Raw genomic sequence first — 15,147 nt, forward strand, 5'->3', positions numbered from 1 at the left:
TTCCTTCCTCACGCATTCCCCATCCCCAAATTCCCCCTTTCGTATGAAAAGCTTATTTCCTGTGCTTGCCGTTGCCGGCTTGCTTGCTACGCCGAGCGTAGCGCAGTCGGTGAAGCGCTCCGACTATCCCATTCAGGCTGTAAATTTCACCAAGGTGAAGCTAGATGATAAGTTCTGGTTGCCCCGCCTCAAAACCAACACCGACGTCACCATTCCGGCTTCGTTTCAGCGTTGCGAAGCCACCAACCGGGTGAAGAATTTCGAGATGGCCGCGGCCAAATCGGGCAAGTTTGCCACCACGTTTCCCTTCGACGATACCGACATCTACAAGACCATCGAGGGTGCGTCGTACTCGCTGAGCCTGTACCCCGACAAGAAGCTGGAAAGCTACATCGATGAGCTGATTGCGAAAGTGGGCAAGGCGCAGGAACCCGACGGATACCTGTACACGGCCCGCACCATCGACCCGGCACACCCGCACGCCTGGGCCGGTAAGGAACGCTGGGAAAAGGAGCGGGAGCTGAGCCACGAGCTGTATAACTCCGGCCACCTCTACGAGTCGGCGGTGGCGCACTATGAGGCGACTGGCAAAAAGAACCTGCTGAACATTGCCCTCAAAAACGCCGATTTGGTGTGCGCCACCTTCGGGCCCGGCAAGCGCGCCGTCGCGCCCGGCCACGAAATCGTGGAAATGGGCCTCGTGAAGCTGTACCGCGTGACTGGCAAGCCCGAGTACCTGAGTACGGCCAAGTTCTTTATCGAGCAGCGCGGGCAGTACAAAGGCTACGACCCCAAGAGCCCCGATGTCTGGAAAAACGGCTCGTACTGGCAAGACCACCAATCGGTGTACGACCAGAAAGAAGCCATTGGCCACGCCGTACGCGCCGAATACCTGTACTCGGCTATGGCGGATGTAGCGGCCCTCACCGGCGACCAGAAAATGCTGGCGTCGGTGGACAGCATCTGGAACAACATGGTTACCAAGAAGCTGTACGTAACCGGCGGCACCGGAGCCGTGGCTGGTGGGGAGCGGTTCGGTGGCAACTATGAGCTGCCCAATGGCACGGCCTACAACGAAACCTGTGCCTCGGTGGCCAACGTGTACTGGAACCAGCGCATGTTCCTGTTGCACGGCGACTCGAAGTACGTGGACGTAATGGAGAAGGTGCTTTACAACGGCCTGATTTCGGGTGTGGGGCTCGATGGCAAGTCGTTCTTCTACTCCAACGCCATGCAAATCAAGAACAGCGCCGTGTTCGGGCAGTCGGAGCCGGAGCGGGCGGGCTGGTTTGAGTGCTCGTGCTGTCCCACCAACCTGGCGCGGCTGTTCCCGTCGTTGCCGGGCTACGTGTATGCCCAGAAAGCCAATGACGTGTACGTCAACCTGTTCATCAACGGCACCACCGATTTGAACGTGAACAAGCAGGCCGTGCGCATCACCCAGCAAAACAACTACCCCTGGAACGCTGACCTAAAATTCACGGTAGCCCCCAAGTCCAGCGCCGACTTCAACCTTCTGGTGCGCCTGCCCGGCTGGGCCCGCAACGAAGCGTTGCCATCTAACCTCTACACCTTCGCCGCCCCTTCGCAGGAGCAAGTGAGCATCAAGGTGAACGGTAAGGTGCAGCCGTACACTACGCGCAATGGCTACGCCGTATTGGCCCGCAAGTGGAAGAAAAACGACGTGGTAGAAGTGGCCCTGCCGATGGAAACGCGCAAAGTAGTGGCTAACCCCAACGTGCGCGACGATGCTGGTAAAGTGGCCCTACAGCGCGGCCCGCTGATGTATTGCGCCGAGTGGAAAGACAACGACGGCCGCACCAGCAACATCGTGGTGCCCGCCGCTACCAGCTTCACGGCCAGTTACAAGCCTGACGTGCTCAACGGCATCACCGAGCTAACCGCCACCGTGCCCGTGGTGAAAGTGGACGCCGCCAACAACTCCATCAGCACCGTGCAGCAAACCCTAACCGCCATTCCGTACTACGCTTGGGCCAACCGCGGCAAAGGCGAAATGACCGTGTGGTTCCCAGAACGTATCACCGACGTGGACTTGATTACCCGCAAAGCGGAAGAGAAGATAGTCGCCAAGTAGACTGTTATTCCGACCGTATAGAGGAATCCAGATTCATTTCTGCCAGTCAAAAACCGGTCATGCTTCCCGAAGCATGACCGGTTTTTTATGGGTTTACCAGGGTGTGCATAGCAAACAAAAGAACTGTCATGCAGAGCGCAGCGAAGCATCTCGCGTGCTGACGCTGGATTACTGTTGCAACCTCAGCACGCGAGATGCTTCGCTGCGCTCTGCATGACGGCCTTTGTTATGTGATTAGCTCATGTATAGAACAAAACTGGTTATGCTTCTTGAAGCATGACCAGTTATTGTTGGGCTGATAGTGCCTATTCCAGTTTGATGCGTAAGCCTGTTATCTACCGTATAGACCTCGACTCGTCAACCAACCAACCCACCTACGCAATGCCCAATCAACCCTCGTTCACGCCGTTTCGCCGGGAGGTGCTGTTGCAACAATTGGAAGCGCAGCCTGAGTGGGACCTGCTGGTAATTGGGGGCGGCGCTACTGGGCTGGGGGTGGCGCTGGATGGTATCAGTAGGGGCTACAAAACCTTGCTGCTAGAGCAGGTGGATTACGCCAAAGGCACCAGCAGCCGCAGTACCAAGCTGGTGCACGGCGGGGTGCGCTACTTGGCGCAAGGCGACGTAGCGCTGGTGCGCGAGGCATTATACGAGCGGGGTCTGTTGCTGAAAAACGCGCCGCATCTGGTCAAGAATCAGGATTTCATCATCCCAAACTACAACTGGTGGGGCGGCCCGTTCTATACTATCGGTCTGAAACTGTACGACCTGCTGGCTGGTAAGCTCAGCCTGGGTGCTTCGGTGCATCTTAGCAAAGCGGAAACCCTGGCGCGCCTCGGCAGCCTGAAACCGGAGGGTTTGCGCGGCGGCGTGCTCTACCACGACGGGCAGTTTGATGATGCGCGGCTGGCCATCAACCTAGCCCAAACGGCCATCGAGCAAGGCGGTACGCTACTCAACCACTTCGAGGTGCGTGGGCTGCTGAAAGACGCGCGCGGCAACATCATTGGCGTATCGGCCACCAACCAGGAAACCGGCACTGCCTATGAAGTGCGCGCCAAGGTGGTGGTAAATGCCACCGGCATCTTCGTGGATGATATTCTGCAACTTGATAAGCCGGGCGGCCGGAAGCTGGTGCGGCCCAGCCAGGGCGTGCATATCGTGCTAGACAAGTCGTTTTGGCCCGGCGACGACGCGTTGATGATTCCGAAAACCGACGACGGCCGGGTGCTATTTGCCGTGCCCTGGCACAACCGGGTGGTGGTTGGCACCACCGACACGCCCCTCACCGAATACCGCCAGGAACCGCAGGCCCTGGAAGCGGAAATCGAGTTCATCTTGCGCACGGCCGGGCGCTACCTCACCCGCGCCCCCCAATGCTCCGATGCGCTGAGCGTATTTGCCGGGCTACGCCCCTTGGCGGCTACGGAAGGCGGCGACGAGAAAACTCAGGAAATTTCGCGCAGCCACAAGATAATCGTGTCGGAAACCGGGCTCATCACCATTACGGGCGGCAAATGGACCACCTACCGCCGTATGGGCCAAGACACCGTGGACCAGGCCGTGGCGCTGAGCAAGCTGCCCGCTGCCGCCAGCCGTACCGCCCACCTACCCATCCACGGTGCCCAGCCCACCCCCGACCGAAGCAGCCACCTCTACGTGTACGGCACCGACCAACCGGCCTTGCTCGAACTAATAGCCCAGCAACCCGAACTCGGCCAAAAACTGGACCTAAGCCTCGAATTTCTGAAGGCGGAAGTGGTATGGGCTGCCCGCCACGAAATGGCCCGCACCGTGGAAGACGTACTGGCTAGGCGGGTGCGCATCTTGTTCCTCGACGCCCGCGCAGCCCTGCGCGTGGCGCCAGCAGTGGCCGCCCTGCTGGCGCAGGAGCTAGGCCACGATGCCGCCTGGCAGCAGCAGCAAGTAGCGGCATTCCGAGAGGTGGCCCAGCAGTACGTGCTGCCTAGCTGAGTGCTTCTGGTCGTATCTTACCCTTGACTTATCCACCCGCCATGCAACAGTTTATTCTGGCTCTCGACCAAGGCACGACCAGCTCCCGCGCCATCCTTTTCGATAAGAAAGGGCATATTGTGGCCGAAGCGCAGAAGGAGTTTAAGCAGATTTTCCCCAAGCCCGGTTGGGTGGAGCACGACCCGCTGGAAATCTGGTCGACGCAGGCGGGGGTGGCGGCGGAAGCCACGGTGAAAGCTGGCCGCAACGGCAAGAGCATTGCCGCCATCGGCATCACCAATCAGCGCGAAACCGTGGTAGTTTGGAACCGCAAAACTGGCAAGCCGGTCTACAACGCCATTGTGTGGCAAGACCGCCGCACCGCCGAATACTGCGACCAACTGCGCGCCGAAGGCCAGGAAGACCTGATTCGCCGCAAAACCGGGTTGCTGCTGGATGCCTACTTTTCAGCCAGCAAAGTGCGCTGGATTCTCGACCACGTAAAAGGCGCCCGCAAGCAGGCCGAGGCGGGTAAACTGGCATTTGGCACCGTGGATAGTTGGCTGATTTGGAATTTCACCCAGGGCGAGCTGCACGTGACGGACGTAACCAACGCTTCCCGCACCATGCTCTTCAATATTCACACGCTCGAATGGGATGTGGAACTGCTGGCGCTGTTTGATATTCCGCGTAGCATGTTGCCCGATGTGCGGCAATCGAGCGAGATGTATGGCGAAACCAAAACCACCATCTTCGCCTCGAAAATACCCATTGCAGGCATTGCCGGCGACCAACAAGCGGCGCTGTTTGGGCAGCAGTGTGTGCGGTCGGGTATGGTGAAAAGCACCTACGGCACCGGCTGTTTCATGCTGATGAACATCGGGACGGAAGCCCGGCTCTCGCAAAACCAACTGCTTACTACCGTGGCCTGGAAGATAAACGGGCAGGTGCAGTATGCGCTGGAAGGCAGTATTTTCATTGCCGGCGCCGTGGTGCAATGGCTGCGCGACAACCTCGGCGTCATCAAAACATCGGCGGAGGTAGAGCAGCTCGCTAGGCAAGTCAGCAGCTCCGACGGAGTGTGTTTCGTGCCCGCTTTTGCTGGGCTGGGCGCGCCCTACTGGGACCCGTACGCGCGGGGCGTCATCTTCGGTATGACCCGGGCCACCCAAGCGGCGCACATCGCCCGCGCCGCCCTGGAAGCCATTGCCTACCAAACCATGGACGTGCTGAAAGCCATGCAGGCTGATGCCGGCCTACCCATTGCCGAGCTACGGGTAGACGGCGGCGCAACCAGCAACGAAACCCTGATGCAGTTTCTGGCCGACGTGGTGAACACCAACGTAGTGCGGCCGCGCATGGCCGAAACCACCGCGCTGGGCGCGGCTTACTTGGCCGGACTGGCCGTGGGCTACTGGAAAAGCTTAGAGGAAATTCAGGCGCTGCCCCACGCCGAAAAACGGTTCAGCCCGAAGCTGCAACCAGCCCAGGTGCAGGCCGGAATTGCGAACTGGCACCGCGCCGTGCAGGCCCTGCAAGTATGGTCAAAAGCCCCGCAATCCACCCTACTCGAAACTAGCTAGTATTATATGGGCCTTACTTCACGGCTAGGTTTTTCTTGGCGAAGTCGGCAGCAGCTTGGTTGAGTTGTTTGGTGGATAGGGTACTGTTGCCTTCGTCGATTAGCACTCGGTAGCGGAACGTCACCGATTCGCCCTTCTTGAGTTGAAGGTTTTTGGCAGTGGCGCCGTTGGTGAAAATCTTCTCGCCGAGTGGGTTGGCGGCAAACAAGCCGTAGCCGCGGGCGTGCCAATAGGTGGGATAGTTGAAATTCTTGGGATGGTCGAGGATAACAACGCTCACCGAATCAGCGCCCATTTTGCCATACATCTTGCACCATGCGGCGCGAGTACCCCACACGTCGTTGCCGCGCTTGCCGGTGCTGGCGAGGTAGTTGCCGTTGGGGATTCGGTCGGTGCCAGCCTTCACTAGCGTTACGTTGCCTTTGTTGTCGGTGAACTTCTCGTCTTTGTCGCTCGGGATTTGCAGCTCATGGGCCACTCGCAAGCCTAGCAGCCCATCCTTGACATCGGTAAACGTGACTTCGGTATTCGCCTTGAGCGTCGTAACCCGGTCGATGGTGCGTTGCTGGTGGGTGCCGCTGAACTCGAAGCGGGTGGTTTCCTCTAGCAAAACGTCGTTTTGCTGGTTCGTCCAGTTGGCGTGGTAGGCCAAGGTGCCAGTGGGGCCGCTGGTGGTTTCCAAGATTTTGTCGGTCTTGATCCAGCCGTAGGCCCCCTTTTTCTCGGTTGGAATGGCGTAGGAGTTGTTCCAGAAATCGAGGCCATTCACGTTCTCGAAGTTCAACCACAACCCAAGGTGGTGCGGGTGGTCGGTGGGGTCGCCGGGCTTAGGCGCTACGGGGAAGCCGCGCGTAACGGCCGTGCCTTTGGCCGTGTGCAGCGGGTAGAGCACGGGCTTTTCCAGGCTGTCGGGGTAGAGGAAGCTGGTGAATAGCTGCTTGCCCACAAACACATCTATCTTTTTGGCTTTGGCGTCTTTGGTGATGCGCACAGCCGGCTTTTGCTGCGCCTGTACTTCGGTCAAGCAGCCAGCCGTCAAAAGCAAGCAAAGAAATTTCATCATGGCGCGGACCTGTAACGGGCTAAGAAGTAAACACCTTACCGCCCACCATCACCTCCTGCTTTTTCTCGTCAAAGGTGGCTTTGAGCCCTGTGTGCGCGGCGGCGGTGGTCATGATGTTGGCAATGGAGTGATAATACCCGGCCTCAACAGGCGCATTGGGCTGCTTGCGGCTGCGGACGCACTCCATCCAGTTGCGCACGTGGTTGGAGGTAAGCAAGTCGCCGCCCGTATTGGCCGATGCAGCCACCGCCGTAGCCTCCGACAAGCTGAACTCCGGCAGCAGATTGGCTTGCATCTGCATTTCGTCGGCGTGCTGTTTGGTTAGGCCGCCTCTGGGTATCACCTTGTTGGTGTTCAGGTTCAGCTCGCCGCCGTTGGAGTAGTAGATTTCGGTGGGCCGTTCGTCGCCGTTGTGCATGCGCGAGCCAAACGTCACCTGGAAGCCGCTGGACGGGTCGTTGGCCGGGCCGTAGTCGAACACGGCCGTTAGCGTATCCCAGTTGCGGCGGCCGTCTTTCCACATGTAAATACCGCCGTTCGCCACCACGCTGCGCGGGTGTTGCAGGCCCGTAAACCAATGCACGGTGTCAATCTGGTGGCTCATCCATTGGCCCGGCAAGCCCGAGGAGTAGGGCCAGAACAACCGGTACTCCAAGTACTTCCGCGGGTCGAAGGCTTCGGCGGGGCGGTTCATCAAAAACCGCTTCCAATCGGTATCCGCTTCCTTGAGCTGGCTGAGTAAGGCCGGCCGGCGCCAGCGCCCCGGCTGGTTCACGTTCCAGGTTAGTTCTACCATCGTAATCGGGCCAAACTTGCCGGATTTGATGAAAGAATCGGCGGCGTGATAGTTGGCTCCGCTGCGGCGCTGCGAGCCAATCTGCACAATCTGCTTGGACGCCTTAATGGCTTTCAGGGCCGCCCGGTTGTCTTCCATCGTCTCGGCGAAGGGCTTTTCCACGTAGGCGTCGCAGCCGGCTTTCACGGCCTCAATGGCGTGCAGCGCGTGCTGGAAGTCGGCGGTACCCACAAACACGGCATCCACATCTTTCTTGGCGTACATCTCCTCGTTGTTGCGGTAGGCCACCACGTCGTGCCCCAGCTTCGCCTTCCACATGGCCGCGCCTTCTTCCCGGCGCTGCTTCCAAATGTCGGACACGGCCACTACATCGAAATTCAGCTCCTTGTAGTGGTTCAGAAAGCAAGGCATGTGGGAGTTGCGGTGACGGTCAGAGAAGCCCACTACGCCCACTCGCACCCGGTCGTTGGCCCCGATGATGCGCTTGTAGCTGCTGGCCGACCAGGAAACCTGCGAGAACATCACTCCGGCGCTAGCTAGGGCAGTGGTTTTAAGAAAATCACGACGCTGATAAGACATAATAACAGGCAATTGAGGGTGAGAAAAGCGGATGATTACTTCAGCTCTTTGATTTTGATGCTCCGAAACGACACGTTGTTGCCGTGGTCTTGCAGCAAAATGTGCCCAGCCGGGGCCTCTCCAAAGTTCGGCCACACCTTGTACTTGCTGATGGCCACCAGGTCTTTGAACTCCTGGGAGCCGCGCGTGTATTCCAGCACTTTGGCGCCGTTCAGGTAATGTTCCACCCGGTTGTCGGGGTACACCATCACGCGCCCCACGTTCCAGTCCCCGATTTTGTGAATGAAGCGCGGGTTTTTATCGGCCTTCTTGAGGTCGTAGAGCGAGGCCAGCGTGCGGTTGCCGTCGCGCCCGAGCTTGGCGTCGGGGTGCAGCTCATCGTCTAGCACCTGATACTCCAGGCCAATAGCTGACCCCGTGCTTTGCTCGGCCAGCGTCACGAAGTATTTCACGCCGCTGTTGGCGCCCGGCGTCAGCTTGAACTCAAACGACAGGTCAAAGGCCTTGTACTGGCCATTGGTTACAATGTCGCCGCCATTGGTTGATTCCTTGCCTTCGGCGGGCAGCACGCTCATCATGCCATCACTCACCTGCCAGCCTTTGGCCGGAAAAGCTGTGCCTTTGGCACTGCGCCAGCCCGCCGAGGATTTGCCATCGAACAGCAGCTTCCAGCCGTGCTCTTTCTCGTAGGGCGTCAGCATGTTGGGCATAAAGTTGACCACGTAAATGTCGGTAGGGAAGGCGCTTGGCTTGAGGCCAGTGGTCTTGATTTTGATGTTCTTGAAGTACACCTTTTTGCCTTCCTGCTCTTTGGTGGTGATGCCGTGCACCTGCAAGCCAATAAAGCCCTTGGCATCCACCGGGTCTACCACGTAGGCCACGGGCGTGCCGTTCAGCCAGGTTTTCATCTCGTTGCCGATGCATTCCACTTTCATGTGGTTGTACTGCCCCACCTTGAAAAGCGGCTTAGCCTTGGGATTCAAATCCAGCGGGTACAGCCACTGCCGGCGCGCCTCATCGTACACGCCCCCCGACCAGCTCCGCTCGGACGGGTCGATTTCCACCTGCCGGCCGTACACTTTGTTCTCGAAACCGGGCGTGTTGAAGTGGCTGCGCGTTTGCACCCCCGAGTTGCTGACGTTGCTTTCCAGCATAATGTCCAGTTCCAGCTGAAAGTCGCCGTACTCTTTCTCGGTGACCAGAAACGTGTTGCCGGAGTTCATCACCGTCGTCCCAATGATGGCGCCGTTTTCCACTTTGTAGTCGGCGGTGCCAGCCAGGCGCTTCCAGCCGGTCAGGGTTTTGCCGTCGAACAGGTTCTGCCAGGTATCGGCAGGGTCGACAGGAGCGGGGCGAGGCTGCACAAACGCCGCTGAAACCGCGGTGGCGCAGATAACGAAGGTCGTAAGCTTTATCAACTTGGTGGAATTAGGAATGGTGGAGGATGTAGTGCGAGTAGGAGGGTCACTTGCCAGAAAACTCAGGCAGCAAGTAGCATCTAGTGGTACTTGATGATGAAAAGGCAAACGATTTCGGTGGTGCGTTTTTCGTTGCCCTTTTTCCAGTGGCGCGCAGGAAGCAAGAGAAGGCCTTAGAGCTAAGGTGTGCCTTTCGCAACCAGGCAAAGTGCTTGATATGCTAATCTATAGGCAAATACAATCCAATAGCCAATATTCTGGGCTTTAATTGCGCAATCGTTTACGAAGAGCGAAACTATTAGCGCCTAGTGGCAGATATAGCAGATTCACGAACGGTGTACGTGATAGCCGCAGTGGTTGAACCACGCGGTGGCGTCGTCACGGGTAATCCACTGCAAGGCGGTTTGAATGGCCGCTTCCAGCGCCTCACGGGTGCGAGCCTGCGCTTGGCGCAAGATGGTTTTGAGCTTGCTCCAGGCCTGCTCGACCGGGGTGAAGTCGGGCGAGTAAGGCGGTAAAAACAGCAGCTGCACGCCGCGGACAGCCAGCGCTTCCGGCAGCCCGCCGAGTTTATGCACGGCCAGGTTATCCAACACCAACACGTCGCCGCGGCGTAGTTGCGGACCCAGTACACGGCCCACGTAGAAGGCAAAGTTGTGCTGGTTCAAGGCGCCGTCCAGCAGTTGCACCGCCGTCAGGCCGCGCACGCCCAGCACCCCAATCAGCGTTAACGCCCGCCCACGCCGGAGCGGCACCGCCTGCCCTACACGTTGGCTGCCTGCTGCCCGCCCGTAGTGCCGGCAGTAGTCCAGGCGCACGCCGGTCTCATCCAAAAAGTAAAACCGGTGCACATCGCGGCGGGTGGCGATGGCTTCTACATGCTGGCAACGCGCGTCGCGCACGCGGGGCGTGTCGCGTTCAGTGGCGTGCAGGCTTTTTTTTGCGGCGCAGCCCGTGCTCGTCGAGTACGCGCCAGACCGCCCCGAGGCTCACACACTGACCGCTTTCGGCCAGCAACCCGTCACGCAGCTCCGCCAGCGTCGCGTCTGGCTGCCGCTCGACCTGCGCCACCAGCCACGCCTGCGCCGCCGCACTCAGGCAGCGCGGCGGTCCGCCCCGGCCGGGCAAAGCTGCCACCTGACCGGTCTGTCGCTGCCGCCGCAACAGGTTGCCTACAAAGGCCCCGCTCACGCAAAAGCGCTGAGCCACCTGCGCCTGCCGCGCCCCCGGCTCAGCGCACGCCTGGGCCACACGCTGGCGTAAATCCAAAGAATAGGCTTGCATACAACTGCTTACGTAGCCCGGACGCGAACAGCTACACCGTTCTTGAATCTGCTATAACATACGTGTGGCTAAGGCTAATCGAAACCGCTACGCTGGAGTGGGCACCGGCTTGGGTTTGATGGCAATGCCCGCTGCTAGTACTCCTACCGCGGCCCCAACTACCGCCACAAGTGCAAAGGAGATACGCAGATTAAAGATCTCACCTAGCAACCCAATCAGCGGCGGTCCCGACAGAAACCCCAGGTACCCAATGGTGGAAACTAGCGCCAGCGCTACCCCCGGCGACACGGTTTGCGCCTGCCCGGCAGCAGAGTAAGCCAGCGGCGTAACCGATGCAATACCAAACCCAACCAGCAAAAAGCCCAGAATAGCAGGCACCAAATACGGGAAAACCACTGCCGTTAGCAGCCCCGAGGCAATAAGCGCGCTGCTGACTTGCAGCATGCGGGCCGCCCCGAAACGGTGCGTGAAGTAATCGGCGAGGAAGCGGCCCAGGGCCATGGTGCTCATGCAGGCCACGTAGCCGCTGGTTACCAGCGTGGCATCGGGACGCACTACCCGCTGGAAATACATCCCGCTCCAGTCGAACATGCAGCCTTCGCAAAGCATCCCGCAAAACGCAATCAGCCCGATGCGCAGTAAATATGGCTCGGGGCGGCGCAAGCTCATGCCGCCGGATTCGCTGCCTTCGTCGTGGCGCACGGTGAACGGGTGCGCGCCCAGCACCAGCAGCAGCCCCAGCACGGCCACCAGCAAGAAGTGGGAGAGGGGCGACTGTTGCCAGCCAATCAGCAACGTGCCCAGCGCCCCGCCCAAGAAGCCCGCCAAACTCCAAAGCCCGTGAAACGACCCCATGATGGGTTTGCCGTAGTGTGCCTGCACATTAATGGCCTGAGTGTTCACCGATACATTCACCAGATTGCCGGCAAAGCCAAACAGTGCTAGCGCCGCGGCTAGCGTCCAGAAATGCTCCACCCACCCGAGCAGCGGCAGAAACACCGCGTATAGGATGGCCGCTAACAGCACCACCGTTCGGCTACCCCAGCGGTGCACTAGCCAGCCGGCCAGCGGCAACGCGGTGAGGGCGCCCACTGGCATGGCCAGCAGCAACTGGCCAAGGTCGCCTTCACTCAACCCCAGCTTCAAGCTGATGTCGGGAATGCGGGAAGCCCAGCTGGCGAAACAGATGCCTGCCTGGAAGAAAACGGCCGCAACGGCAATCCGGCTTCGGGTAATTGAAAGCTGCATATAAAGGAATAATCGGGCAAAGGTACGCGCAGGTACACAATCGGTTGTGTTTGGCAGACAGGAATGCTAGCTTGCTTCGAACGTTCTTGCTCTCCCAACCCCACCACGTATGCTAAAGCTGGCCATATCTTCCTGTGTGAACCGTAGCGCGGAAAGCCGTTCCGCGCCGAACACAGCGAGTTCCTGCATGTGCATGTATGGTGCGGTACCAGATACTCGCGCTGTTCGTTGCAGAACGGCTTTTCGCGCTACAATTTTTTATGCCGTTTGCTTGCTGTTGTTGGCCGCTGGCCCTGCCAAAGCTCAAACACCTGCTGCCCCGGTGGTTATTCAGGTGGATTTGGCGAAGCCGAAAGGCCCCATGTACCCAATGTGGGCCTACTTTGGGTATGACGAGCCGAACTACACCTACATGAAGGACGGGCAGAAGCTGCTGACGGAACTAGCCGCCCTGAGTCCGACCACCGTGTACGTGCGCACCCACAACCTGCTCACCACCGGCGACGGGACGCCTGCCCTCAAGTGGGGCTCTACTAACGCCTACACCGAAGACAAAAAAGGCCGGCCCATCTACAACTGGAAAATAGCCGACCAGATATTCGATACCTACTTGGCGCGGGGCATGAAGCCCATTGCCCAAATCGGGTTCATGCCCGAGGCGTTATCGTCGCACCCGGTGCCGTACCGCCACCATTGGAAGCCCGGCGACAACTATAACGACATCTACACCGGCTGGGCCTATCCGCCCAACGACTACAAGAAGTGGAATGAGCTTGTGTACCAATGGGTGAAGCACTGCGTGGCGCGCTACGGCGAAGCTGAGGTGAAAAGCTGGCCCTGGGAACTGTGGAACGAGCCGAATATCGGCTACTGGAAAGGCACGCCCGAAGAGTACAGCAAGCTGTTCGATTACACCGAAGAAGCCGTGCACCGTGCCTGCCCCGGCATCCAACTCGGCGGCCCCGAAACCACTGGCCCAGGCTGGGATAAGGCCGCCGACTTTCTGCGCAACTTCTTGCAGCACTGCGCCACCGGCACCAACTACGCCACCGGCAAATCCGGCACCCGCCTCGACTTCATCACCTTCCACGCCAAAGGCGGGCCGAAAGTGGTGGAGGGCCACGTGCGCATGAACATGGGCACCCAGTTCAAGGACCTCACCGAAGGCTTTAAAATCGTGGCCTCGTTTCCGCAGTACCAGAAGCTGCCCATCATCATCGGCGAAAACGACCCCGAAGGCTGCGCGGCCTGCTCCGTAGATTTGAGCCCGGAAAATGCCTACCGCAACGGCACCATGTATTCCAGCTACACCGCCGCCGCCTATGCGCACTTATATGAGCTAGCCGACGAGTACAAGGTGAATCTGCTGGGTGCGGTAAGCTGGTCGTTCGAGTTTGAAAACCAGCCCTGGTTTGCCGGTTTCCGCGACTTAGCCACCAACGGCGTCGGTAAGCCGGTGCTGAATGTATTCCGGATGATGGGCCTGATGGGCGGGCAGCGCGTAACCGTCAGCAACGCTACGGCGCTGTCGTTGCAGGACGTGCGCCAAGGCCAGCAAACCCAGCGACCCGATATTAGCGCCTTGGCCTCTACCGATGGCCGCTCCGCCAACGTGCTCGTCTGGAACTACCACAACGACGACCTGCCCGCGGCGGCATCGGAAGTTGAAATTGTGCTGCAAGGTATAACCGCGCCGCAAGCCCTAGCCCAGCACTACCGCATCGACGGCGAGCATAGCAACTCCTACACGGTGTGGCAGAAAATGGGTTCCCCGCAAAACGTATCGGCCACCCAACGCGCCCAGCTGGAGCAAGCTGGCCAGCTGGCCCTACTCGATTCGCCGGCCTGGGTGAAAACCAAAGACGGCAAAACCACCCTGCGCTTTACGCTCCCGCGGCAAGGCGTTTCGCTGCTAAAACTGACTTGGTAGGAGTGTAAGCGGCTTTACCTTCACTACTCAAAAAGGCCGTCATGCAGAGGCGGAGCCGAAGCATCTCGCGTGCTGACGTTGATAGACTAACTCAACGACGCTACGCGAGATGCTTCGGCTCCGCTCTGCATGACGACCTTTTATCTTCTCGTAAGTAGACAAATGTGCGAAGCCACGCCTATCTGTATTTTACTTCGCCGGTTTCACACCTTCGGTGGTCATTACCACCCGTTTGAGCGTGCCATCCTTGTTGTAGTTCAGGTAATCAATGCAGACGGAACGGCGGTAGCTGCCGCCATCGGTGTTGATGGCGCCGTTGTGGTAGATGAAGTACGACTGGCCTTTGAAGTCGATGATGGACTGGTGGTTGGTGTTGGAATTGCCAGCTATTTCGTTTAGAATGCCCTTATACTCCCACGGACCCTCAATCTTGCGGCTCATAGCGTACACAATCTTCTCGGGGAAGCCAGACGCGTAGGAGAGGTAGTACCAGTCGCCGCGCTTGTGGACCCAAGGGGCCTCGGTGAAGTTGGGCAGCGCCACTTTGTTGATGGGGCCGTCCAGTTCGGTCATATTGGGCTTGAGTTTGGCGTAGTAGCACGTGGTGTTGCCCCAGAACAGGTAGGCTTGGCCCTTTTCGTCTATCCAAACCGAGGGGTCGATATCGGCCCAGCTGATTTTGTCGTCGGGCGTCATGTCGCTCGTAATCAGTGCTGAGCCACGAGCATCTTTGAAAGGGCCGGTGGGGCTGTCGGCTACTGCTACGCCAATTGCTTTGCCCTTGACGGTGGCGTGCTCCACGGCCGCATACCAGTAAAACTTACCGTTGCGCTCCACCACCTGCGAAGCCCACGCATCGTCTTTGGCCCACGTGAAATCCTTGACGGCGAGGGGTGAGGCGTGTTCGGTCCAGTTCACCATGTCGGTGGAGGAAAAGCACAGCCAGTCGTGCATCACGTAGCGTTCCTGCCGGGCCGGTGCTTCGTCGTGGCCAGTGTAGAGATACACGGTTCCTTTGTGCACGAAGGCGGCCGGGTCGGCAGTGTACTTCTGCTTAATGATGGGGTTGCCCGCCGGTGCCGTCGAAGCTGGGTTTTGAGCTAACACCGAGGGCACGGTCATCATTCCTAATAAGCCAGCGAAGGCGGCGTAGCGGAATAAGGAAACAGCTTTTTTGTGGGAGTTTAAGGGCATTCTG

11 protein-coding genes are annotated in these 15,147 nt (G+C 59.0%); 4 read left to right on the forward strand and 7 right to left on the reverse strand.

Annotated features, from left to right (window positions below):
* The first annotated feature begins 43 nt into the window (after positions 1 to 43).
* The 3 genes from G536_RS0109145 (at position 44) to glpK (ending at position 5,631) form a co-directional block, all read left to right on the forward strand.
* Positions 44 to 2,095 carry a glycoside hydrolase family 127 protein gene (locus G536_RS0109145; RefSeq protein ID WP_022823293.1) on the forward strand — a complete coding sequence of 684 codons (2,052 nt, stop codon included), beginning with the start codon at positions 44 to 46 and terminating at the stop codon, positions 2,093 to 2,095.
* Positions 2,096 to 2,413: 318 nt separating this feature from the next.
* The gene (locus G536_RS0109150) at positions 2,414 to 4,069 is read left to right on the forward strand and encodes a glycerol-3-phosphate dehydrogenase/oxidase (RefSeq protein ID WP_245575777.1); all 1,656 of its coding nucleotides are present in this window, start codon (positions 2,414 to 2,416) and stop codon (positions 4,067 to 4,069) included.
* Between the two features lie 41 nt (positions 4,070 to 4,110).
* Positions 4,111 to 5,631, forward strand: a complete 1,521-nt coding sequence (gene glpK / locus G536_RS0109155; RefSeq protein ID WP_022823295.1) for a glycerol kinase GlpK — start codon at positions 4,111 to 4,113, stop codon at positions 5,629 to 5,631.
* Between the two features lie 13 nt (positions 5,632 to 5,644).
* On the opposite strand, the gene G536_RS0109160 is transcribed toward glpK, so the two are convergent.
* The 6 genes from G536_RS0109160 to G536_RS0109190 all read right to left on the reverse strand — a co-directional run bounded on the left by G536_RS0109160 (position 5,645) and on the right by G536_RS0109190 (position 12,019).
* Positions 5,645 to 6,694, reverse strand: a complete 1,050-nt coding sequence (locus G536_RS0109160; RefSeq protein WP_022823296.1) for a DUF6807 domain-containing protein — start codon at positions 6,692 to 6,694, stop codon at positions 5,645 to 5,647.
* Positions 6,695 to 6,713: 19 nt separating this feature from the next.
* Complete coding sequence (locus tag G536_RS0109165) at positions 6,714 to 8,069, reverse strand: Gfo/Idh/MocA family protein (protein ID WP_022823297.1); 1,356 nt, start codon at positions 8,067 to 8,069, stop codon at positions 6,714 to 6,716.
* A 35-nt stretch (positions 8,070 to 8,104) separates the two neighbouring features.
* Entirely contained in the window at positions 8,105 to 9,487 is a 1,383-nt protein-coding gene (locus G536_RS27105) for a 3-keto-disaccharide hydrolase (RefSeq protein ID WP_245575779.1), read from the reverse strand.
* A gap of 326 nt (positions 9,488 to 9,813) precedes the next feature.
* Complete coding sequence (locus tag G536_RS0109180; protein WP_157530523.1) at positions 9,814 to 10,419, reverse strand: IS630 family transposase; 606 nt, start codon at positions 10,417 to 10,419, stop codon at positions 9,814 to 9,816.
* Positions 10,406 to 10,771, reverse strand: coding sequence for a helix-turn-helix domain-containing protein (locus tag G536_RS32110; RefSeq protein WP_071837680.1), 366 nt, complete (start codon positions 10,769 to 10,771; stop codon positions 10,406 to 10,408). The genes G536_RS0109180 and G536_RS32110 overlap by 14 nt, the downstream gene beginning before the upstream one ends.
* Before the next feature lie 87 nt (positions 10,772 to 10,858).
* Positions 10,859 to 12,019 carry an MFS transporter gene (locus G536_RS0109190; protein WP_022823299.1) on the reverse strand — a complete coding sequence of 387 codons (1,161 nt, stop codon included), beginning with the start codon at positions 12,017 to 12,019 and terminating at the stop codon, positions 10,859 to 10,861.
* A gap of 193 nt (positions 12,020 to 12,212) precedes the next feature.
* Here G536_RS0109190 and G536_RS27115 point away from each other — a divergent pair, with 193 nt between their 5' ends.
* Positions 12,213 to 13,949, forward strand: a complete 1,737-nt coding sequence (locus G536_RS27115; protein WP_051166892.1) for a GH39 family glycosyl hydrolase — start codon at positions 12,213 to 12,215, stop codon at positions 13,947 to 13,949.
* Positions 13,950 to 14,138: 189 nt separating this feature from the next.
* Here G536_RS27115 and G536_RS0109205 read toward each other — a convergent pair whose 3' ends face one another.
* Positions 14,139 to 15,143, reverse strand: coding sequence for a glycoside hydrolase family 43 protein (locus G536_RS0109205; protein WP_342664760.1), 1,005 nt, complete (start codon positions 15,141 to 15,143; stop codon positions 14,139 to 14,141).
* Between the last annotated feature and the right edge of the window lie 4 nt (positions 15,144 to 15,147).

The organism is Hymenobacter norwichensis DSM 15439 (genome assembly GCF_000420705.1).
GTDB lineage: Bacteria > Bacteroidota > Bacteroidia > Cytophagales > Hymenobacteraceae > Hymenobacter > Hymenobacter norwichensis.